The organism is Nitrobacter sp. Nb-311A (genome assembly GCF_000152905.1).
Taxonomy (GTDB): Bacteria; Pseudomonadota; Alphaproteobacteria; order Rhizobiales; family Xanthobacteraceae; genus Nitrobacter.
This window is the reverse complement of record NZ_CH672417.1, coordinates 222,437-242,498: the sequence shown is the minus strand read 5'-3', so window position 1 is coordinate 242,498 and position 20,062 is coordinate 222,437. Positions and strand designations below refer to the sequence as shown.

The 20,062-nt window shown below is 59.5% G+C and carries 18 protein-coding genes and 1 pseudogene; 8 read left to right on the top strand and 11 right to left on the bottom strand.

What is annotated here, in order from left to right; genetic code table 11:
- Nucleotides 1–224: 224 nt before the first annotated feature.
- Genes mnhG through NB311A_RS12385 form a run of 6 tightly spaced genes read right to left on the bottom strand, consistent with a single transcriptional unit; the run spans nt 225 to nt 6,240 of the window.
- Nucleotides 225–593, bottom strand: a complete 369-nt coding sequence (mnhG, locus tag NB311A_RS12410) for a monovalent cation/H(+) antiporter subunit G (RefSeq protein WP_009798919.1) — start codon at nt 591–593, stop codon at nt 225–227.
- Nucleotides 590–868 carry a K+/H+ antiporter subunit F gene (locus tag NB311A_RS12405; protein ID WP_009798918.1) on the bottom strand — a complete coding sequence of 93 codons (279 nt, stop codon included), beginning with the start codon at nt 866–868 and terminating at the stop codon, nt 590–592. The genes mnhG and NB311A_RS12405 overlap by 4 nt, the downstream gene beginning before the upstream one ends.
- A complete protein-coding gene (locus NB311A_RS12400) occupies nt 865–1,353 on the bottom strand; it encodes a Na+/H+ antiporter subunit E (RefSeq protein WP_009798917.1) in 489 nt (162 codons plus the stop codon). The genes NB311A_RS12405 and NB311A_RS12400 overlap by 4 nt, the downstream gene beginning before the upstream one ends.
- Nucleotides 1,350–2,957, bottom strand: coding sequence for a monovalent cation/H+ antiporter subunit D (locus NB311A_RS12395; protein ID WP_009798916.1), 1,608 nt, complete (start codon nt 2,955–2,957; stop codon nt 1,350–1,352). Before NB311A_RS12395 ends, NB311A_RS12400 begins: the two co-directional genes overlap by 4 nt.
- Nucleotides 2,958–2,959: 2 nt before the next feature.
- Nucleotides 2,960–3,298 (bottom strand): Na+/H+ antiporter subunit C, encoded by a 339-nt coding sequence (locus tag NB311A_RS12390; protein WP_009798915.1) that lies wholly within the window; start codon nt 3,296–3,298, stop codon nt 2,960–2,962.
- On the bottom strand, nt 3,298–6,240 hold the full coding sequence (locus NB311A_RS12385; protein WP_009798914.1) for a monovalent cation/H+ antiporter subunit A: 2,943 nt from the start codon (nt 6,238–6,240) through the stop codon (nt 3,298–3,300). The genes NB311A_RS12390 and NB311A_RS12385 overlap by 1 nt, the downstream gene beginning before the upstream one ends.
- A 444-nt stretch (nt 6,241–6,684) precedes the next feature.
- On the opposite strand from NB311A_RS12385, the gene NB311A_RS12380 reads away from it, so the two are divergent.
- From NB311A_RS12380 to NB311A_RS12345, 8 genes are all read left to right on the top strand, one after another.
- Complete coding sequence (locus NB311A_RS12380) at nt 6,685–7,113, top strand: Rrf2 family transcriptional regulator (protein WP_040675183.1); 429 nt, start codon at nt 6,685–6,687, stop codon at nt 7,111–7,113.
- Between the two features lie 271 nt (nt 7,114–7,384).
- Nucleotides 7,385–8,035 carry a cytochrome c biogenesis protein gene (locus NB311A_RS12375; protein ID WP_009798911.1) on the top strand — a complete coding sequence of 217 codons (651 nt, stop codon included), beginning with the start codon at nt 7,385–7,387 and terminating at the stop codon, nt 8,033–8,035.
- A 230-nt stretch (nt 8,036–8,265) separates the two neighbouring features.
- Nucleotides 8,266–9,342 carry a multicopper oxidase domain-containing protein gene (locus tag NB311A_RS12370; RefSeq protein WP_040675024.1) on the top strand — a complete coding sequence of 359 codons (1,077 nt, stop codon included), beginning with the start codon at nt 8,266–8,268 and terminating at the stop codon, nt 9,340–9,342.
- Nucleotides 9,343–9,365: 23 nt separating this feature from the next.
- Nucleotides 9,366–10,043, top strand: coding sequence for a c-type cytochrome (locus NB311A_RS12365; RefSeq protein ID WP_009798909.1), 678 nt, complete (start codon nt 9,366–9,368; stop codon nt 10,041–10,043).
- Entirely contained in the window at nt 10,043–10,399 is a 357-nt protein-coding gene (locus tag NB311A_RS12360) for a cytochrome c (protein ID WP_009798908.1), read from the top strand. Before NB311A_RS12365 ends, NB311A_RS12360 begins: the two co-directional genes overlap by 1 nt.
- 43 nt (nt 10,400–10,442) lie before the next feature.
- Nucleotides 10,443–11,393, top strand: coding sequence for a multicopper oxidase domain-containing protein (locus NB311A_RS12355; protein WP_009798907.1), 951 nt, complete (start codon nt 10,443–10,445; stop codon nt 11,391–11,393).
- A gap of 529 nt (nt 11,394–11,922) precedes the next feature.
- Nucleotides 11,923–13,689: an EAL domain-containing protein gene (locus NB311A_RS12350; RefSeq protein WP_040675179.1), complete on the top strand. Its 1,767-nt coding sequence runs from the start codon at nt 11,923–11,925 to the stop codon at nt 13,687–13,689.
- Between the two features lie 317 nt (nt 13,690–14,006).
- Nucleotides 14,007–15,800 carry a glycoside hydrolase family 15 protein gene (locus NB311A_RS12345; RefSeq protein ID WP_009798905.1) on the top strand — a complete coding sequence of 598 codons (1,794 nt, stop codon included), beginning with the start codon at nt 14,007–14,009 and terminating at the stop codon, nt 15,798–15,800.
- On the opposite strand, the pseudogene NB311A_RS12340 reads toward NB311A_RS12345, so the two are convergent.
- The 5 genes and pseudogenes from NB311A_RS12340 to gnd all read right to left on the bottom strand — a co-directional run bounded on the left by NB311A_RS12340 (nt 15,797) and on the right by gnd (nt 20,018).
- A pseudogene (locus tag NB311A_RS12340) lies at nt 15,797–16,227 on the bottom strand (HAD family hydrolase). The gene NB311A_RS12345 and the pseudogene NB311A_RS12340 overlap by 4 nt on opposite strands.
- Nucleotides 16,224–16,757, bottom strand: a complete 534-nt coding sequence (locus NB311A_RS12335) for a gluconokinase (protein WP_009798903.1) — start codon at nt 16,755–16,757, stop codon at nt 16,224–16,226. Before NB311A_RS12335 ends, NB311A_RS12340 begins: the two are co-directional and overlap by 4 nt.
- Nucleotides 16,754–17,494: a 6-phosphogluconolactonase gene (gene pgl, locus NB311A_RS12330; RefSeq protein ID WP_009798902.1), complete on the bottom strand. Its 741-nt coding sequence runs from the start codon at nt 17,492–17,494 to the stop codon at nt 16,754–16,756. Before pgl ends, NB311A_RS12335 begins: the two co-directional genes overlap by 4 nt.
- Complete coding sequence (gene zwf, locus NB311A_RS12325; protein WP_009798901.1) at nt 17,491–19,008, bottom strand: glucose-6-phosphate dehydrogenase; 1,518 nt, start codon at nt 19,006–19,008, stop codon at nt 17,491–17,493. The genes pgl and zwf overlap by 4 nt, the downstream gene beginning before the upstream one ends.
- Nucleotides 19,005–20,018, bottom strand: coding sequence for a phosphogluconate dehydrogenase (NAD(+)-dependent, decarboxylating) (gene gnd / locus NB311A_RS12320; protein ID WP_040675021.1), 1,014 nt, complete (start codon nt 20,016–20,018; stop codon nt 19,005–19,007). Before gnd ends, zwf begins: the two co-directional genes overlap by 4 nt.
- Between the last annotated feature and the right edge of the window lie 44 nt (nt 20,019–20,062).

Here is a 20,062-nt window from a genome sequence, read left to right as displayed (position 1 = left end):
TTTGACGCGTTTACACCATCAAGCTTCGCAGGCGCTATCAGCGTTATGTCGGCGAAGGGAAATGCCGGTTCAGGCGGGCGACCGGCGCGGATGAAGGGGTTACAAGTGGGAAGCGGCAGGGGTAGCGGATCGTTCCATGCCGTCCGTGCAGACTGATGTCGACGGCGGGCCGCGGCGTGGCGGCTCCGACATCACGCGAACAGGTCATCCACTTCTCGAAAGCGCTATAGGACGTCAGGATGCTCGTCCCTTGCCTTTCGCCGGGACGCTCCGTCACTTTCAAATTTATCCCGAACGAGGGCGGCGTTGACCAAAATCATCAAGCCGATCGGGGTCGTTGTAACGACAAGAAAAATGATGAGCAACTCATGCAGGACCGGGCGCTTTCCCAGCGCGGAGAAGTAGATCATCGACGCGATTGCGATGAAGGTTGTTCCCAAAGTGGTCCCCAAAGTGGGCGCGTGGACCCGTTCGTAAAAGCTGTGAAGGCGCAGCAGCCCTAGCGAGCCGATCAGCGTGATTGCAGCTCCACTGACCAGGAAAACCGCGGTCAGGACGGTTGGCAGCGCAGCGAGTTCGGCGGCTGAATTCACTCGATGACCTCCCCGCGAAGCAGGAATTTGGCAAGCGCCACAGTACTCACGAAACCGAGCAGCGCTATGATCAAGGCCGCTTCGAAATAAAGCGTACTGCCTGTTCTTATGCCGGAGGCGAGAAGCAGCAGCATCGCGTTTACATACAGGCTGTCAAATCCCACGACACGATCCTGCGCCCTTGGTCCACGGAGGAGGCGGAAGGTGGCGCATGCCATCGCACAGCCCAGCAAAATCTGTGCCGTGGTGACCGACCAGGCAAGCATCGTGCTCATGTGAAAATCTCCATCAGCCGCCGCTCGTAACGTCCCTTTATAAGGTCGACCCATCCGGCTTCCTCGGTCAGATCAAGGACATGGATGGTCAGGATGCCGCTTGCTTCGTTGAAGTCCACCCACAGGGTGCCCGGCGTTGAAGTGATGATGCAAGCAAGCGCCGCCAGCCCATAGGGGTCACGGAGTAGGAGCGGGATTTTCATGAAGCCAGCGGTCCTTTCCTTTCGCTTCGCTCCGAGGATGATGCGGGCGACGGCGATATTGGACTTCACGATATCGACGAAGATGAGAACGGCGAGAAGGAGGATACGATCCAGCCGCCGCGGCCGCGCTTTCGGCGGCTTCAACGCCGCGAGCGCCCATCCGCCGATAAGAGCCACGACGCCGCCTAAAAGAATGTGGCCCGGCGAAAGCGTCTGGTTGAGCAGTAGCCAAAAACCGAGGAGACTGACGCTGAGAACAGGAAACGGCACGAGGCGCCTCATGTCGGCCCCCTTGAGCCGCCAGGCTTGATTGGAGAACCCAGGACTCTCCGGACGTAATCGTGAGGAGCATGCAGCGATTGCGCCGTCGCCTGCATGAATCGCATGATCGGACCCGCCTCGACCGTCTGAATTGCGCAAAGTAGCAAAAGAGCCGCAACCGGCGTTATCTCGATAAGGCGGACGCGGGGTATGGTGCGGTCCGGTGAAGCCCAGAACGAACGGATGCCGGCGCGCGTCAGGGCGATCAGCGCCGCCAGTCCTGAAACGATCAATAGAAAAAGAAAAATCCATGTGGTGAAAGGGAGGTCGTCGATCGGAGAGTTAAGGGCGGTCGTCAGGATCGCGAATTTGGCGATGAAGCCGGAGAGGGGCGGCAGGCCCGAAATAACGACGGCGCAACTGATGAAAGCGACACCGAGAATGCCGATCGTCGCCGGGATCGCAATCCCGGTTTCCTGCAAAATCTCCGAATCGTCCTCATCGCCGTAGAGTTCCCGGGTGACCGCAAGCACGTCAGCACCCGGTTCGCGGTCGCGCTCCACCAATTCGATCAAGAGAAAGAATGCGCCCAGGCCAAGGGTCGAACTGATCAGGTAGAACAGCGCAGCGCCGGTCACCCCTACTTGTCCCAAACCGATGGCGGTGAGTATCGTGCCTGACGATACCAGCACCGAAAACGCGGCGAGCCGCGCCATGTCCTGCGACGCGAGGCTCCCGATCGCGCCGAACGCCACGGTCGCCATGCCGCCCATGAGCAGCAATTGGTCTCCGAATTGGGCCGACGCTCCCGTGCCATCACCGAACAGCAGCAGCGATAGCCGCAGAACGATGTAGCCGCCGACCTTCGTCAGCACGGCGAAAATCGCCGCCACCGGCGGCGGCGCGGCCGCATAGGTGCCGGGGAGCCAGAAGCATAGCGGCCACATCCCGGCCTTGACGAGAAACGCGATGCCCAGGATGCCGGCTCCGGCCTCCAGCAGCCCGCGGTCGTCCGCACGGATCGCAGGAATGCGCGTGGCCAGATCCGCCATGTTGAGCGTGCCGGTCACGCCATAGATCAGGCTGACGCCGATCAGAAACAGCAGCGAGGCCGCGAGGTTGACAACGACATAATGCAACCCGGCCTTGACCCGGGCCGATCCCGAACCATGCAGCGCCAGACCATAGGAAGCCGCAAGCAGGACCTCGACGAAAACAAACAGGTTGAAGAGATCGCCGGTGAGAAAGGCGCCGTTGATTCCCATCAGCATGAACTGAAACAGGGGATGGAACAGCACTCCCGCGCGGTGCCATCGCGCCAGGGAGAATACCGCCGCTGCTGCCGCGAGGAGACTGGTGAGCAGCAGCATGAGCGTGGCCAGCCGATCCACCACGAACACGATTGCGAAGGGAGCGGGCCAGTCACCCAGACGATAGACGCCGGCGACGCCTGTCGGGGCGACATCGGCGGCGCGCAGCAATATGATGGAAATCGCAACCAGCGCGAGCGACGTCACAATATTGAGGGCGGCGCTGATGTTGCGGCGCTGCTCTCCCCCGAGAGCCAACATGATCGCACCAGCAAACAGTGGTAGCACGACCGGCGCGATCATCAGATGGTTCACGACTACGGCTCCCGTCCGTCGACGTGGTCGGTCCCCGTCAGACCTCGAGATGCGAGCAGTACGACCAGAAACAGCGCGGTGGTTGCGAAACTGATGACGATGGCCGTCAGAACGAGTGCTTGCGGTAACGGATCAGGGAGACTGGCCATGTCATCGCCCACATGTGAACCCAGGATCGGAGCGGCGTCGATTTTGAGCCGCCCCATCGCGACGATGAAAAGATTGACCGCATAAGAGAGCAATGACAGGCCGATGATGACCTGAAACGTGCGCGGTCGAAGCACCAGCCACACGCCCGATCCCGCGAGCACGCCGATGCCGATAGCGAGCACGATCTCCACTATCGCACCTCGGCCGTTGCGGATGTGGCTGCTGCGCTGGATGCGCGGCTGGAAGGCGTCCGATGGCTGCGCACGGTCTGGTGCGCGATCGCGATCAGCATCAGGACGGTGGCGCCGACGACCAATGCAAAGACCCCAAGATCAAAGAGGAGCGCGCTTGCTACCGGAACAGGGCCGATCCAGGGAACCTCGCGGTATGAGAATGACGAACTCAGGAAAGGCCGTTCGAACCACCAGGCGGCCATGCCGACGCCGGCTGTGATGAGCAGGCCCGCGCCCATCCAGTGAACGGGCAGGATGCGCAAATGGTCCTCCGTCCAGGTGGTTCCGCGAGCGATATATTGGAGGATGAACGCAACGGCCATCGTGATGCCGGCGACGAATCCGCCTCCGGGCAGGTCGTGCCCCCGCAGCAGGAGAAAAACCGCGGTCGTGCAGATCACCGGGAAAAGCAACGCTATCATGAGCCGGGGGACGGCCATCGCGCTCTTGAGCGTGTCGCCCTTCTCGCGATTGGGTTGAGCCTCATCGTAAAGATCCTGACTGTACTGCTGTTCGGGCACGGGAATGCTTTCGGCCGCGGGCCGGAATCGCCGCAGCAAAGCGTAAACGGTCAGCGCGACGATGCCGAGCACCGTGATCTCGCCGAAAGTGTCGAACGCGCGGAAGTCGACGAGGATGACGTTTACAATGTTGGTCCCGCCGCCCAGCGCGTATGCGTTCTCGACAAAGAACCGCGCGATGCTGTCGGGCTCCGCTCGTATCATGACCGCGTAGGCCAGCGCTCCTAAACCGGCTCCGGATGCGATCGCGATTCCGAGGTCGCGGTAGCGGCGCCAGCCTGGATCGCGTTCGGGCGCGTCGGCCGCGGAAAATTTCTCGATGCGTTTCGGCAGCCAACGCAGCCCGAGAAGGAGCAACACAGTGGTGACAATCTCGACCACCAGTTGGGTCAGGGCGAGATCAGGCGCGGCCAGCCATACGAAGCTGACGCACGTCACCAGACCCGCGCCGCCCATGAAAATGAGAGCCGCAAAGCGATGGAATTTGCCCTGGTAAGCCGCGGCCAGCGCGCAGGCGCCTCCCACGGCCCAGATCACCGCGAATGTGACATCGAAAGATGTTCGCGCTGTCCTCCAAATGTCGATTCCGTGAGTGAAGGCCGGCGCCAGGCCGGCCAGCAAAGCCACGCTGATCAGCAGCCGCAACTGTGGCTGCAAGCGGCGCGTGCCGAGCAACTCCTCCAGCCGTCTTGCGAGCTGCCAGGAGACGGCGACGAGCACGCGGTCGAAAATGCGCTGGCCTTTGATATGTCGCAGCAGGGGCGGCCCTTCAGCACCGAGCAGATATGATCGGAGCATCAAATAGATGGTTACGCCGCCGGAAATCGCGATCAGGCTCATCAGGAACTCGGGAGTAAAGCCGTGCCAGACTGCTAGGCTATAGGTGGGAATGGCGTCGCCGAGGACGGCGTGGACCGCGGTGCGGAGCAGGGGACCGATCGTAACGGTGGGGACGATGCCGACAAGGAGACATGCAAGAACGAGAAGTCCAACGGGAAAGCGCATCAGGAACGGCGGTTCATGCGGCGTGCCGGACAACTCTCGCGGCGGTGGACCGAAAAATACTTCGGCTATGAACCGCAGTGAGTAGGCGACCGTGAACATGCTGGCCGCGGTGACGATGTAGGGCAACGCTTGATCCAGCAGCGAGTTATCGTGAGTTTCGATTGTCTCGGCGAAAAACATTTCCTTGGACAGGAAGCCATTCAATAGCGGAACGCCGGCCATGGCGGCGGCGGCGACCATCGCGAGCGTGGCCGTGATCGGCATGAAGCGCCGCAAGCCGCTCAGGCGGCGCAGGTCGCGGGTGCCGGTTTCGTGATCGATGATCCCGGCTGCCATGAACAGCGACGCCTTGAAGGTCGCATGGTTCATGAGGTGGAAGATGGCGGCCACTATCGCGAGAGGCGAGTTGAGGCCGATCAGCAGAGTGATGAGCCCGAGGTGACTGATGGTCGAGTAAGCGAGCAGCCCCTTCATATCCTGTTGAAAAAGAGCAATGAACGCCCCGAGTATGAAACTGATAAGCCCGGCCGAACCCACAAGCCGCATCCACTCCTCCGTTCCGCCCAGCGCGGGCCAGAGCAGCACCAGTAGAAACACCCCGCCTTTCACCATCGTGGCGGAATGAAGATAGGCTGAAACGGGCGTCGGCGCCGCCATCGCCTGGGGCAGCCAGAAATGGAACGGAAACTGAGCGCTTTTCGTCAAGGCTCCGAGAAGAATGAGGACGAGGGTCGGGATGTAGAGCGAATGCGCGCGGATCATGTCGCCGGACGCGAGAACGCGATCGAGATCGTAGCTGCCGACGATGTTTCCGAGGATCAGTATGCCGGCGAACAGGCTAAATCCCCCGACCGAGGTCACGATCAGCGCCATCCGCGCGCCGTCACGCGCCTGTGCCGTCTGGTGCCAGTAGCCGATCAACAGAAAGGAAAAGAGGCTGGTCAACTCCCAGAAGAAAACCAGCTGGATGAGATTGCCAGAAAGGACGATGCCAAGCATCGCTCCCATGAAGGCGAGCAGGAATGAGAAAAAACGTGGCACGGGATCCTGGGGGGACATATAGTAGCGGGCGTAGAGCACGACCAGGAGCCCGATACTGGCGATCAGTGCGGCGAGTACCCAGGCGAAACCGTCCATCCTCACATAGAAATTGAGACCGAGTTCGGGCACCCATTCGATGGTAGTCCGGATGACCTCTCCGTTGACGATATGAGGATAGCTTGCGCCAACAAGCACCAGACAGGTGAATGAAACCGCGCTGGCCAGCCACGCTTCGGTGTTGCGCGCGTTGCTTCGAAAGAGCGCTGCAAGACAGCTCCCCGCGAAAGGGAGCGCGAGAACGACGATGAGGATCGTTTCATACGGCATCGTCATTCGTGACCTTTTCGGAACGAGAACTCCAGATGGTGATGTCGGCCGTGGACAAGATATGGTCGATTTGTAGATGGAAACGCAAGCTGGCGTCGAGTCGCGGGAATTCATGGCCGGCGAGGCAATTCGTCTTGCGGCTCCAACCTCGTGAAAGCGCTCTGCCTCCGGTGTCATCGTCCGGTGAAGCTGCTCGCTTCACGGTAGCTGCTTCCTCATGATGTCTGCGAAGCGGGCGGGATCGCGCGTCCGTTGTGGGACCCCGGGCTCCGTGGAACCGCTACGCATTCCGGCCAATGTTTTCGGGAATGATGACCCCTGCGGGATCGCCCGTCGGGGCGTCCTGCCGTTGCGCGCAGGGCTCATGCAACGTATCGACACTTGCGAAAGGCGTCGGACAGGTCCATCTTTTTCGGCCAAATCACGCGATGCGCCGCCGGCGAGACCCCCATGCGACTGACAAGCTTTTTCGACTACACTCTTCGCTTGCTGATGTATGCAGCCACTCATGGCGATCGGCTGATTACAATTGAAGAGACCGCAAGCGTTTACGGCATCTCCCGGACCCATCTCATGAAAGTGGCAAATCAGCTCACGCGCGCGGGCTATCTCAAGGCCGTACGCGGCAGGTCAGGCGGGCTTATGCTTGCCAAGCGGCCGAACCGGATCAAGCTTGGCGACGTTTTGTGCGCCACGGAGCCGGATTTCGCGCTTGTGGAATGCTTCTCCTCGAACAACCGCTGTCCGATCACGTCGAGCTGTCGATTGCGGGCGCCGTTGAGGGAAGCGCTGAATGCGTTCACTACGACGCTCGATCGCTATACGCTCGCCGATCTCATTCTCAATCCGAAAGACTTCGGGGTCCCGCCGGCTGCCTGAGCAGCGCGCGATCCGTCGTTGTCGTTGGGATATCGGCAAACAGCAGCCGCATGACGGTTCGATTCTGCTTGTCCTCCGTGGTGAAATAGTATCACCAGGTTTGAAATAAAGTCGAACACCGCCGGTAGCCGCGCATCGTCCTGCTACCGTTTGCCGCTTCTGCACATGAATTTCTATTCTCGCGGATTTGGGGACTGTACAAACATGTATTTACAGTACATGTTTGTACGCCACGAGAGTGAGAAGATTTGATCTATCCGCGGCCCGGAGCATGACGAAAGCACCTGTCGATCAAACGCAGAACCCGAGAGCCTGGCTGAAGCTGTGCATTGCGTCCTCGATTGCCGGCGCCGCAGTCGGCATAGCCGCCGCGGTCTGGTTCACGTATCAATCGCCTCTCACCACGCACCACGTCACCGTTTCCCTGAACAGCGCGGCCACCATGCCGCCCGTGCCGCTTGAAGGCTTGTCCGACCTGCCGAAGCTTCTGGCTGCGGAGCACGCAAGTCAGCCCTGGGCGATCATCGGTGGCGCGTTGCTGCAGCTGGGGCTTCCGCGCTTGAGTGTTCCAGTGCTCGAGCGCGCGATCGGGAGTGATCCCGATAACAGTGTGCTTCACGTTGCATTGGGGGAAGCGCTGGCGTTGGCGGATAACGGCATGATTTCAGATCGAGCCAAGTCGGAATTCGAACTCGTGCTCAAAGGCGATCCAAACGATCTGATCGCGCGATTTTATATGGGGCAGTGGTTGCTGCAAAACGGCAAGGCAAAGCCGGCGTTGGTCAAATGGGTGGGCTTGATGCGAACGGTGGGAGACGATCAGACCTGGAATGATCGGCTTTGGACGGTGATGCCGATAGCGGCGCAGGAGGTCGGCATGAGTCAATTGACGCTGCAAGCTCTTTGCACCGCGTCTATGTAGTCGCGCATTTCCTATCGTTGGTAAATTGTAAAAAGATGAACTCTGAATATTGCTTTATGGCCCTGAAGATGGCACGTATTGGTCGAAATCGGTTCGAGGTTGGAGTTTGCGCGTCATGATCACGAAAGCTGTTCAGCACCGGCGGCTCCGGCAGGAGCGGGCGTCTGACGGATAAGCATTCCGCGCCGCCGGCGCTTCGGTAGCGGTTTATCTAAAAACATCAATATAGAATGCATGTTATGACCATGATCGTGCAATGCTGTGCGCTGCGCGCACGTCTCGTAAACTTCATCTTCGCTGCAAGCGCTGCCTTGTGCGCCGTGAGTCCGGGCGCGGCGCTTGCTGAGACAAGACAATTCTCGCTGGTGATCGAGGATACGATCCTCAAGCTTGTCGACAAGCAGACCTTCCACGTCTTTTCATTCAACGGCCAGACTCCCGGCCCGCTTTTTCATGTGCGGGAAGGCGACGACGTCGAGATCGAGGTGGAAAACCAGACGACGCTGCCGCACACGATTCACTGGCACGGCCTGTATCAGCGCGGCACCTGGAAGAACGACGGCGTGCCTGATGTCACGCAACCGGCAATTCCTCCGGGCGAGACCTTCACCTATCGCTTCAAGGCCGAGCCGTCCGGCACCATGTGGTACCACTGTCATGTCAACGTCAATGAGCACGTTGCCATGCGCGGCATGTGGGGTCCCTTTATCATCGATCCGAAGGACCCGCCGCCGGTCGAGAAGGAAGTCACCAAAGATTACATCATGATGTTCTCCAGTTGGGCGTCAGCCTGGGCGAAGAAACCCGGCTATGGCGGCGTTCCTGGCGACGTGCCGGATTTCTTCACCATCAACGGCAAGGCTTACCCGGACACCCAGCCGCTGCGGATCAAGGAGGGCGATGTCGTTCGCATCCGCCTGATCGGCGCCGGCGACGAGCTGCATTCCATTCACATCCACGGCCATCTCTTCGAGGTTTACGCCAAGGATGGCCGGCCTCTCGCCAATCCCTATCTCGCCGACACGATCCTGTTCGGGCCGGGTGAGCGCTATGACCTGATTCTGCGCGCCGATAATCCCGGCATCTGGATGGTGCACGATCACATCGACAAGCACACCACCAATGGCAGTTCGCCGATGGGCGGCATGATGACCACCATCGAGTACGAGGAGATCCCGGTGAAGGACCAGGCTTTTTACAAATGGAAGGACAAGGAGTTCGTACCCGATTTTTACTACGAGGAATCGATGAAGAAGCCGCTCGACATGCACGAGAGCCCTGCCTTCAAGGGCGATCCCGCGCCCTGAATTCAATCGAAAGGAGAGTCGACATGAAAGGGCTTTTGCTCGCCGTCGCGGGCTTGACCGCGGCATTACTGAGCAGCGCAAGCGCCGCCGACAAACTTGATCCGAGCTGTTCCGGTTGTCATGCGCTGGTCAAACCGACCGACACGTCCCTGGACAGGCTGCTGACGCGCAAGGGCCCCGACCTGTGGTTCGCGGGCAGCAAGTTCAAGAAGGAATGGCTGGTTTCTTGGTTGCAGGATCCCAAACCGATACGTCCTGCTGGCTATCCGTATTTCAAGACGGTCAAGAAGGGCGACAAGAACGACGTGCCCGACCCGTCCAAGATCGCTGCTCACCCGAAGCTGAAGAAAGCCGATGCCGAGGCTGCCGCCGAGACGTTGATGGCTTTGAAGGCTCCCGCCGATCTCGTCCCGGCAGGCATCTTCAAGGGTGAGATGAAGGGTGCGCGGATGGGTTCGCTTGCGTTCGTCAAGTTTCGCGGCTGCGTCGCCTGCCATCAGGGCGAAAAAGGTGAAGGGGGTCTTTCCGGGCCGCGATTGACTGATGCCGGCGCGCGGCTGCAGGCGGATTTCATCGCCGCCTATACCGCGGATCCGCAGCGTTTCGATCCGCATATCTGGATGCCGACGTCGAACCTGAAGGATCAGGATATCCAGCGGCTGACCGCGTTTCTGGTTCAATTGAGCCAAGGAGACAAGTGATGAAAACGCAGATGTTGGCGGCTTTCGTTGGTCTGGCCCTGCTGCTCGCGCCATCGGCAAGCCAGGCCGATCAGTCGAGCGAGCAGATCTACGGGGTCTATTGCGTGCAATGTCACGGCCTCCAGCGCAACGGTACGGGAATCAACGTGCCCGCCCTTTCCGTGAAGCCGCGGGATCACACCGATGCCAAGGGTATGGGCGACACACCGGATGACGAATTGTTCAAGGCCATCAAGGAAGGCGGGCTGGCCGTCAACAAGTCGGTGCTGATGCCGACCTGGGGACACGTCCTGTCTGAGAATCAGATCAAGGGCCTCGTCAAATATTTAAGGCAGGTCTGCAAATGCGGAAAGTGAATCCAACAGCGAAGTCATTCCAAAGGAAGGGAGAGCGATTTCAATGACCACTGCACGTTTGAAGAACGGCGCCATCGCGGGAAGCGTGGCGGCCGTCATGGTTCTTGCCGGCGCCACGATCACCGCGGCCCAGGCCAAGACCGTCAAGATCGAACTGGTCGCCAAGGAAACGACGGTCCCGCTCGATAATCAGGGCAACACCGTCGCCGCCTGGACCTTCAACGGTCAGGTTCCCGGTCCCATAATCCGGGCGACAGAAGGAGATACCATCGAGTTTACCTTGAAGAACGATGCCGCGAACAAGAAGTCGCATTCGATCGACATGCACTCCGCGCGCTCGGATGTTCTGACGGATTTCGCATCAATCAAACCCGGCGAGACCAAGACCTTCTCGTACGTTCCGGAACACGCCGGCGTGTTCTTCTATCATTGCGGATCGGATCCGATGATCCAGCACATCGCCCGGGGCATGTTCGGAGTGGTCATCATCGATCCGAAAGACCCCAATGCGATGCCCAAGGCGGACCGTGAATATGTCCTGATCGAGCATCAGATTTTTGAAAATCCCGAAGACGTCGACAGCATGATGGCGAACAAGTGGAAGCGTAATGCCTTCAATGCTGTGCCGTTCCAGTATGACCCCGTGCATGATGAACATGCGACGCAGACTCTCGAAGCCAGGCCCGGCGAACGCGTGCGTGTCTATATGGTCAATGCCGGCCCCAACGAGTTTTCCGGATTCCATCCGATCGCTGGCATCTGGGACCGGGTCTATCCCTCGGGCAACCCGAAGAACGTGATGGTTGGGATGCAGAATTATACCTTGGCGCCAGGCGACGCTGCGACCTTCGACCTTATTTCCCCGAAGGAGGGCGCATATGCGCTTGTGAATCACTCCATGCGCGCCGCGCTGACTGGCGGTATCGCGATCCTTATGATCAGCAATAAGGCTGATCCCTCGATGGGCCGCGGAGACAAGATTCTCGTGCGCTGATGTTGGGTTTCGACGTGGAGCGTCCTGGGCGCTCCACGTCAAACGGCATCAGGACGTCAAATTTAGCGAAGCTTGGGTGAAGCATTTGTTCAAGCGGCGGCTCGATGTGCTCGAGAGCTGGCTTATTCCAACCTATGCGCGAATTTTCCTCATCTCCTGATTGTCGCGAACGAAGACGCTCGCGTCTTCGGAGCGGCGAATTCAATACCGGTTCATGTATTTGCAACAATAATCTGAAGCGGGCATGAGCGGCGCTGCATCTGATGTGGAAAGTGCAGCCGTGTTTATGCATTCGATTTAACTAAACCTACAACGTGGCGGAGTATTCGCTTCTTGTGAAGGCAGAAGGTGGCGCTGTACGTGACCGCGACCGCCGTTGTTGCCCGCAAGAGCCTGAGAGTCCGGGAGCTTTCCCCTTTCAGGCGCGGTGAAGGTTGAAAAGTTCATGTCCGGCGTGCCTGAGCGAAACGAATTTTCTGTTGTCGCCAGTGACAGTGGACTGCGTCTCCCCGGGAGGTCCGAGACAGAACTGAATGATCTTTGCTTTGAGGCCGGGGATTCCTCTCGACTGAATTTCCTGAATGAAGTTGTCGGATTGTTGCCGACAAGCGTGACGGTTCAGGACGAGCAAGGAAATTTCGTATTCGTCAACGCCGCCGCCGCAGCCCAGTTCAATGTGCCCGCGCATGACATCGTCGAAGCCTCGCCAGGCGCGCCGCTTCCCTCAAAGGAGTTGAATGATCGCATAAATCTCGCTCGCGGGGTGCTGCAATCGGGCGTGAGAAGGACATTCGAAGAACTCATTCGAACGGATTATGCGACGAAGATCTATCTGACCACGCATGAGCCTGTCCTGATCTCGAACAGAAAGCTTGTGCTATCGAGTTCAATCGATATCAGCCGCCAAAAGGCCATCGAGGAGGAACTCTTCCGTTCTGCATACTATGACGAGCTGACGGGCTTGCCGACGCGGCGTGTCATCGAACAGCACGCCAACAGCCTCATTCGCGAAGGAGAGCATCCCGTCAGATTTGCGGTTGCATTTCTCGATATCGACAACTTCAAACACATCAACGATTATTACGGCCATGCATCCGGTGACGAACTCCTGATCGAGGTCGCCAGGCGTCTGGGCCTCGGCCTTCGTACCACCGATATGCTGTCCCGGATCAGCGGCGACGAGTTTCTGCTCCTGCTCAACCCGGTCCAGAGCGACGCTGAACTCGCCGAATACATTGAATTTCTGCTGCAGCGGCTTAAGGCGCCATTTTTTATCGACGGATCGGAGCTGTTCGCGTCCGCATCGATCGGGGTGAGCATCTACCCGGATCAAGGCGACAACTACGAGGTTCTGCGGCAGAACGCCGACACCGCGATGTATCAAATCAAGAACGAAACGAAGGGCGGAGCAGCCATTTTCGACTCGGCGATGCAGCGCGAGGCTCTGCTCCGGATGGAAATCGAGCAGTCGCTGCGGCTCGCGATTCTCGACAAGCGGTTCTGTTGCGCGTTCCAGCCCAAGGTGGACATCAAAACCCAACAGATCAAGGGCATCGAGGCGCTGGTTCGGCTGCGCAGTGATGACGGTATCATCCAGGCGCCTGGAACGTTCGTTGATCTTGCGATCGAACTCGGTCTAATCGACGAGTTAACGCATCTGGTTTTAGCCGAAATCATGAGATCCATCGATCTCATCGACGAGGCGTTCGGCTCCGGCGTCAGCATCAGCATCAACGTCGCCGCCAAGCAGGCCGGCAACGTGGTGTTCATGACGTCCTTCGCGCGAGCGCTGGAGAAGACCGGCTGTGCGACGCGATTCATCGTCGAGGTTACCGAAGATGCGTTCGTGGCGAAGACCCGTTTCCAGACGGAAATCCTGCCTGTCCTGCGAAGACTGGGCGTCAGAATCTCCATCGATGATTTCGGAATCGGATATTCGTCCCTGTCGGCTCTCGCCGATATCACCGCCGATGAAATCAAGATCGACCGGTCGTTCATTGTCGATATCCACAAACGTCCGCGCAGCCAGGGTATTCTGAAGGCTATTGAATCTCTCGGCGAAGCCTTGGGAATGGCGGTGATCGCGGAAGGTGTCGAGAAGTTCGAAGAGCTTGCTTATTTGCAGGCGGCGACGCGGATTAAATACGCGCAGGGCTTCTATTTCTCCGAGCCCGTCTTCCTCGAAGATCTCGTGTCGGACAGGCTCGCGGCGAGCAAACGACCCGCCAGCTCAGACAATCGGCCCCTGCAGGAAAATCGTCAGGTTTATTCCCGTGCCAACGGCTACAGCCGTTAGAGCATGATCCCGAAAAGTGGAAACCGGTTTCCGGAAAAGATCATGCTCAAACAAAAAGATAAGCGACGAGTCCGATTCAACGCAATTGAAACAGACGCTATAGTGTTTTCGAGCGAAGTGGATGCCCGATTGACGTGAAGAAGACGCGTCAAATCCAATCTGAGGGCCCGGCTTCTGAGTCAATCACATGCGGGAAGGCTCTCGGCATGAGATTCTTTTCCAGGAAGATTCGTCGGGCGGGATGGCCAACGACCCGGTGATGAATAATATTAGCATTCCATCATTTCGCCTCCAGCTTACCTGCCGAGTTTTGCAAATTGCCCAGCAACATTGAAGACTACGGAATTATCGGCGACGGCGAGACCGTTGCGCTCGTGGACCGGACAGGGTCGCTCGACTGGCTTTGCTGGCCGTGCTTCGATTCTGATGCCTGTTTTTCCGCCCTTCTGGGCGATGAGCGCAACGGCCATTGGCGGATCGCTCCTTCGGAAAAAATCGAGCGATCGAGTCACGACTATCGCGGAGACGGTCTTATCCTGGAGACGCGGTTTGAGACCGACGGCGGCGCTGTCACCTTGATCGATTTCATGCCGCCGCGCGACATGGAGTCCGACATCGTCCGCCTCGTCCGGGGGGACCGTGGCCGCGTGAAGATGCGCATGGATCTGGTGATCCGGTTCGGTTTCGGTAAGAACGTGCCGTGGGTCCGCCGCACGGAGGACAGGGCCCTGCTTGCCATATGCGGACCTGACATGCTGGTGTTACGAACGCCGGTCGCGACCCACGGCGAGAACATGACGACTGTCGCTGACTTCGAGGTCAGCGCCGGGCAGACGATTCCGTTCGTCATGGCCTACGCCGCATCGCATCTTGCCGTGCCAGCTCCGATCGACCCTGCGAAGGCGTTGCGGGACACGGAGGCGTTCTGGCGGAAGTGGTGTGACAAGTTCGACTATGACGGTCCGTATCGTGATCTCGCGATGCGCTCGCTGGTCGCCTTGAAAGCCATGATCTATGCGCCCTCCGGCGGCATTGTCGCGGCGCCGACAACCTCGCTTCCCGAAAAGCTCGGCGGCGCACGCAATTGGGATTACCGGTTCTGCTGGCTGCGCGACGCGACCTTCACGCTCCTCGCGCTGATGAACAGCGGCTATTACGATGAGGCTTCGGAATGGCATGATTGGCTGTTGCGATCCGTCGCAGGCTCGCCCTCCGATATGCAGATCATGTATGGCATCCTCGGACAACGTCGTCTCACCGAATGGGAGGCGGACTGGCTGCCTGGCTATGAGGGTGCGCGGCCGGTCAGGATCGGAAATGCGGCGCATGCCCAGCTACAGCTTGATGTCTTCGGCGAACTGATGGACGTGTTTCACCAGTCGAGGGAGGCGAACCTCAAGTTGAACGAGCCGACCTGGGCGCTGGAATGCAATCTGCTCGAGCATCTCGGCCGGATCTGGAACGAAACGGATTCAGGCATCTGGGAGCGGAGGGGGCCGGGCAGGCACTATGTCTCGTCGAAGGTGCTGGTCTGGGTGGCGTTCGACCGCGGCATCAAGAGCGTGGAGGATTTCGGATTTGAGGGGCCGGTCGAGCGTTGGCGCGAGCTTCGCGAGACAATCCATCGCGACGTCTGCGAAAAGGGTTTTGATCGCGAACAAAACACCTTCGTCGAGTCCTACGGCTCGAATCTGCTTGATGCCAGCACGCTCCTTATTCCGTCGGTAGGCTTCCTGCCGGCTTCCGATCCGCGTGTTGCGGGAACGCTGGCGGCCGTGGAGAAGCATCTGATGCCGGATGGTTTCGTGCTCAGGCATGATCCGCGCGCGGTGACTGACGAACAGCCGCCGATCGAGGGAGCCTTTCTGGCTTGCACGCTCTGGCTCGCCGACGCCTATGTCCTGTGCGGCGATACCGAACGCGCCGAGTTGTTGCTGAATCGGGTCGCGGGGGTAGCGAACGATCTTGGCCTGCTGTCGGAGGAATATGATACGGTTGCTCGTCGCATGACCGGAAATTTTCCGCAGGCGCTGACCCACATTGCGCTCGTCAACACTATCCATAATCTCAACGCGGCACGCAAACCGGCGATGCAGCGGGCAAGGGCTTAACGGCTATCGATGGCGAGGATCTGATCGACCGCTTCGGCAAAACCGTCGTTTTCATTGCTTCCGGTGACACAGGTGGCTTGCGCTTTCACGTTGTCTTCGGCATTGCCCATGGCAAATGACAGGCCGCTCTTGGCGAACATGGCTAAATCGTTCCGCATGTCTCCGATCGTCGCGATGTTGCGCGTTGAAATGTCGAGGTGCTTCGCCATCGCCTCCACAAATGTGCTCTTGTCCTCTCCGGCGGGTGTGATGTCGAGCGGCTCGATCAGCATTCGCATGCCCAAGGGCGGGCGGCTGCTGGTGATCGTGAAGCGGATATTCCTTTCGGCAAGTCTTTCACCGCCTGGATCGCAACTTCCGTCAGACGTTTGTCGGGCGTAAGCAGACTTCCGTCAACGTCCGAAATCACGAGGGAAATGCGGTTCATGATATGATGCAGTCCGCGAGCATACTGATGATTCGATCGGCAATTTCATCCACACTCGCGTCGATGTCGACAACGATAGGTCGCTCATCCTCCGTAGGCTCCTCCAGTATTGCGAACTGACTCGCGAGCAACCCCTGCGGCATGAAATGATCGCGTCTCGCCTTGAGACGGCTCGTGATCAGGCTCTTGTCGCCGCGCAGGTAGACGATGCGGGTGTCGTTGCGGCCCTGCACGAGAATATCGCGATAGGCGCGCTTGAGCGCGGAGCAAGCCATGATCACGCTCGTCCCGTCTGCGCGCCTGCGGCCGATCTCGGCGGCGACGGCGCGCAGCCACGGCCGCCTGTCGTCATCGGTCAACGCCATGCCGGCGCGCATTTTATCGATATTGTTCTGTGAATGAAAACGGTCGGCATCGTCGACGATCCATCCCAGCCGTTCTCCCAGCGCATCCGCAATGGTACTTTTACCCGATCCGGACACGCCCATGACGATCAGCGCGCAAAAGGCGGCATCTCCGCCCGCATTCACGGTGGCGCCCCCGCAGCCGCGGCATCAATCAGCCACGTCGTGATGCCGTTGGAACGCGCGCGCGTACCGGGCAGATCGGTACCCGTCATGACTTTCGTGAGGATGCCGTGCTTGGCTTCGCCGGTGACGAGAAACAGCATCTCGCGCGAGGAGGCGAGCGCCGGAAGGGTCAGGGTGACGCGGGGAACAAAAGGTTCGACGTGCGCGTGGTCCACGCCGACGACCCATCGTTCGGTCTCGTCGAGCGCCCGATCTTCCGGAAACAACGAGGCCGTGTGGCCGTCCGGTCCAAGCCCCATCAAAACGAGATCGAAAAGCGGTTTGGCTGGATCGAGACGACGTGCTCCGTAAAACGTTTGGAGTTCACGCTCGTAAAGCCGCGCTGCCATATCCGGATCAAGAGCGTTTGTCGGTATGGGATGGATATTGCCCGGCGGGGCGCAACGGTTCAGGAAAAGCTCTCTGGCCATCGCCATGTTGTTGCGCTTGTCGTCCGCGCTCACGAAACGCTCGTCGCCCATGAACCAGTGAACGCGGTCCCAGGCGATGCGCGAACGATAGGGCGGGCTTCCCAGCAGCGCGTAGAGCGCCTTCGGACCGGAACCGCCGGTCAGGCAGATCGCCGGCCGCGTCGCATACTCAGACGTCAGGGAAATTATTCGTTCCGCGGCTTCTATTGCGACTGCCTCCGCATCCGGCAGGACCTGAAACCTGCGGTCGGCCTCAGCAAATGTCATGTCAGCTTGCGCCACTGGTTGCCGTCCCGCGCCAGCAGCTCGTTGGCCTCACAGGGACCCTCGCTGCCCGCCTCGTAGCCGACCAGCCCGTCCGCGCCGGCGTTCTTCCAGGCATCGAGGAACGGCTGCACTGCCTGCCAGCCGGCCTCCACGCCGTCAGCGCGCTGAAACAGGATGTTGTCGCCGGTCATGCAATCGTAGATCAGGGTTTCATAGCCGGTGCTCGGCGCGGCGTGGAAGTAATCCTTGTAGCGGAATTTCATCTCGACGCCGTCGATCGAGATCGAGGGGCCGGGCACCTTGGTGTTGAATTGCATCGTGATGCCTTCGGCCGGCTCGATGCCGATGACCAGATAGTTGTGCGATAACTGGTCCACCGGCGTGCAGCGAAACATTGCGAACGGCGCCTGCTTGAACTTGATGGCCACCTCGGTGCGCTTGAGGCCGAGCGCCTTGCCGGTCCGCAGGTAGAACGGAACGCCGGCCCATCGCCAGTTGTCGATGGTCAGCTTCAGCGCCGCATAGGTCTCGGTGGTGCTGTCGGGCTTGACGTTGGGAGCGCTGCGATAATCGATGACAGCCTCGTCGCCGATATGGCCCGCGTGGTATTGTCCGCGCACCGAATTTCTCAGCGCCTCCTCCGGCGTCTGCGTCTGGATGGCGGCCAGCACTTCCGCCTTCTGCGAACGCACCGAGTGAGCTTCGAATCGTGTCGGCGGCTCCATCGTCACCAGCGATAGCAGCTGGAACAGATGGTTGGGCACCATGTCTCGCAGCGCTCCCGTAGCGTCGTAAAAACTGCCGCGATGTCCGACCGCCAGCTTTTCGTCGACGGTGATCTGAATATGGTCGATGTGATTGCGATTCCAGATCGGCTCGAACATGCCGTTGGCGAAACGCAGAACGAGGATGTTCTGGACGGTCTCCTTGCCGAGATAGTGGTCAATCCGGTAGATCTGATGTTCGTTGGCGATCTTGAGCAGTCTGGCGTTGAGCGATCTGGCGGAAGCAAGATCGGTACCGAACGGCTTTTCGACCACCAGACGGCGCCATGTACCGTTTGCCTCTCGCAGCAGTCCGACGCGGCCGAGTTGTTCTGCGATCGGTGCAAAGGCTGTCGGCGGCACGGCAAGATAGAACAGGCGATTGCCGCACGTCCCTGCTTTTGTTTCAAGCCTTCCGCAGGCTCCGCTCAACGCATCGAAGGAGGAGGGATCGGAGGGATCGGCTTCGACGCATGTCAGGCAGTTCAGCACTTTTTCGGCAATTTCGGTTTTGACCGGCCGCGTCGCATGTTTCTTCAATCCTTCCATCAAGCTTTGCCGGAGATCGTTTTCCGACGTGTGCTTGCGAACGACACCGACGAGACAAAACTGCTCGGGCATCAAGCCGGATTCGGCGAGATTGTAGAGTGCCGGAATGATCAGGCGATGCGTAAGGTCTCCGGTAACGCCAAAAATGACGAAGCAGCATGGCTCTGGTTTGCGCGGGGTGTTGCGTGCGGCCGTAGTCAATTCGCGGTCCTCCCCTTCGCGGATGGATCGGTTTCTCCCGGCTCCTTGTGTCCCCCGAATCCCTCTCGCATTGCCGAGAGGATTTTCTCCGCGAACGTGTGTTGCTGACGCGAGCGAAATCGCGCGAACAGCGCCGCCGTCAGGACCTCGGCGGGAACGGCTTCATCAATGGCGGCGTTAACGGTCCAGCGGCCCTCGCCGGAATCCGCGACAAATCCCGAGTAAGCTTCGAGAGTGTCGCTGCGGGCCAGCGCGGAAGCGGTGAGATCCAGCAGCCAGGATGAAATGACGCTGCCGCGGCGCCAGACCTCGGCAATGTCCGCGAGGTCAAGCTTGAATCGATGCCGCTCCGGCAACGCATGAATGTTCGCGTTCTTGAGGATGTCGAAACCTTCAGCATAGGCCTGCATCAGGCCATATTCGATACCGTTATGAATCATCTTGACGAAATGACCGGAGCCGACGGGCCCGGTGTGGAGGTAGCCTTGCTCGACGCGCGGATCGCGGCCGTCCCGGCTCGGCGTTCTCGGAATGTCGCCGCGGCCGGGCGCCAGCGATACGAAAATCGGGTCGAGACGATCAACCACGGCCCTGTCGCCGCCGATCATCATGCAATAGCCGCGTTCGAAGCCCCAGACTCCGCCGCTGGTGCCGACATCGACATAATGGATGCCCTTCTCGCGCAACGTTCCGGCGCGGCGGATATCATCCTGCCAGAAGGTGTTGCCGCCATCGATGACGACATCCTCGCCGTCGAGCAGTCCGCCGATCGTCGCGATGGTGGATTCCGTCACCGCTCCGGCGGGCAGCATGATCCAGACAGCGCGCGGCCTTTCGAGCTTGCGGACGAAGTCCTCGAGATCAGTCGCGGATGTGGCCCCCTCCGCGGCCACCGCGGCGACGGCCTGCTCGCTGATGTCGTAGGCGACGACGTGATGGCCTCCCTTCTTCATCAGGCGGCGAACGATGTTGGCTCCCATTCGTCCCAGCCCGATCATACCTATCTGCATTGGTCCGATCCCTTCTTCGGGGGCAGGCTCGTGATCTGGACATT

Coding starts and splice junctions, on each gene's coding strand:
- NB311A_RS12355 (WP_009798907.1), top strand. CDS start 10,443: ATGACCACTGCACGTTTGAAGAACGGCGCCATCGCGGGAAGCGTGGCG.
- NB311A_RS12400 (WP_009798917.1), bottom strand. CDS start 1,353: ATGAGGCGCCTCGTGCCGTTTCCTGTTCTCAGCGTCAGTCTCCTCGGT.
- NB311A_RS12375 (WP_009798911.1), top strand. CDS start 7,385: ATGACGAAAGCACCTGTCGATCAAACGCAGAACCCGAGAGCCTGGCTG.
- NB311A_RS12370 (WP_040675024.1), top strand. CDS start 8,266: ATGCATGTTATGACCATGATCGTGCAATGCTGTGCGCTGCGCGCACGT.
- NB311A_RS12365 (WP_009798909.1), top strand. CDS start 9,366: ATGAAAGGGCTTTTGCTCGCCGTCGCGGGCTTGACCGCGGCATTACTG.
- gnd (WP_040675021.1), bottom strand. CDS start 20,018: ATGCAGATAGGTATGATCGGGCTGGGACGAATGGGAGCCAACATCGTT.
- pgl (WP_009798902.1), bottom strand. CDS start 17,494: ATGACATTTGCTGAGGCCGACCGCAGGTTTCAGGTCCTGCCGGATGCG.
- NB311A_RS12380 (WP_040675183.1), top strand. CDS start 6,685: ATGCGACTGACAAGCTTTTTCGACTACACTCTTCGCTTGCTGATGTAT.
- NB311A_RS12385 (WP_009798914.1), bottom strand. CDS start 6,240: ATGACGATGCCGTATGAAACGATCCTCATCGTCGTTCTCGCGCTCCCT.
- NB311A_RS12360 (WP_009798908.1), top strand. CDS start 10,043: ATGAAAACGCAGATGTTGGCGGCTTTCGTTGGTCTGGCCCTGCTGCTC.
- NB311A_RS12405 (WP_009798918.1), bottom strand. CDS start 868: ATGAGCACGATGCTTGCCTGGTCGGTCACCACGGCACAGATTTTGCTG.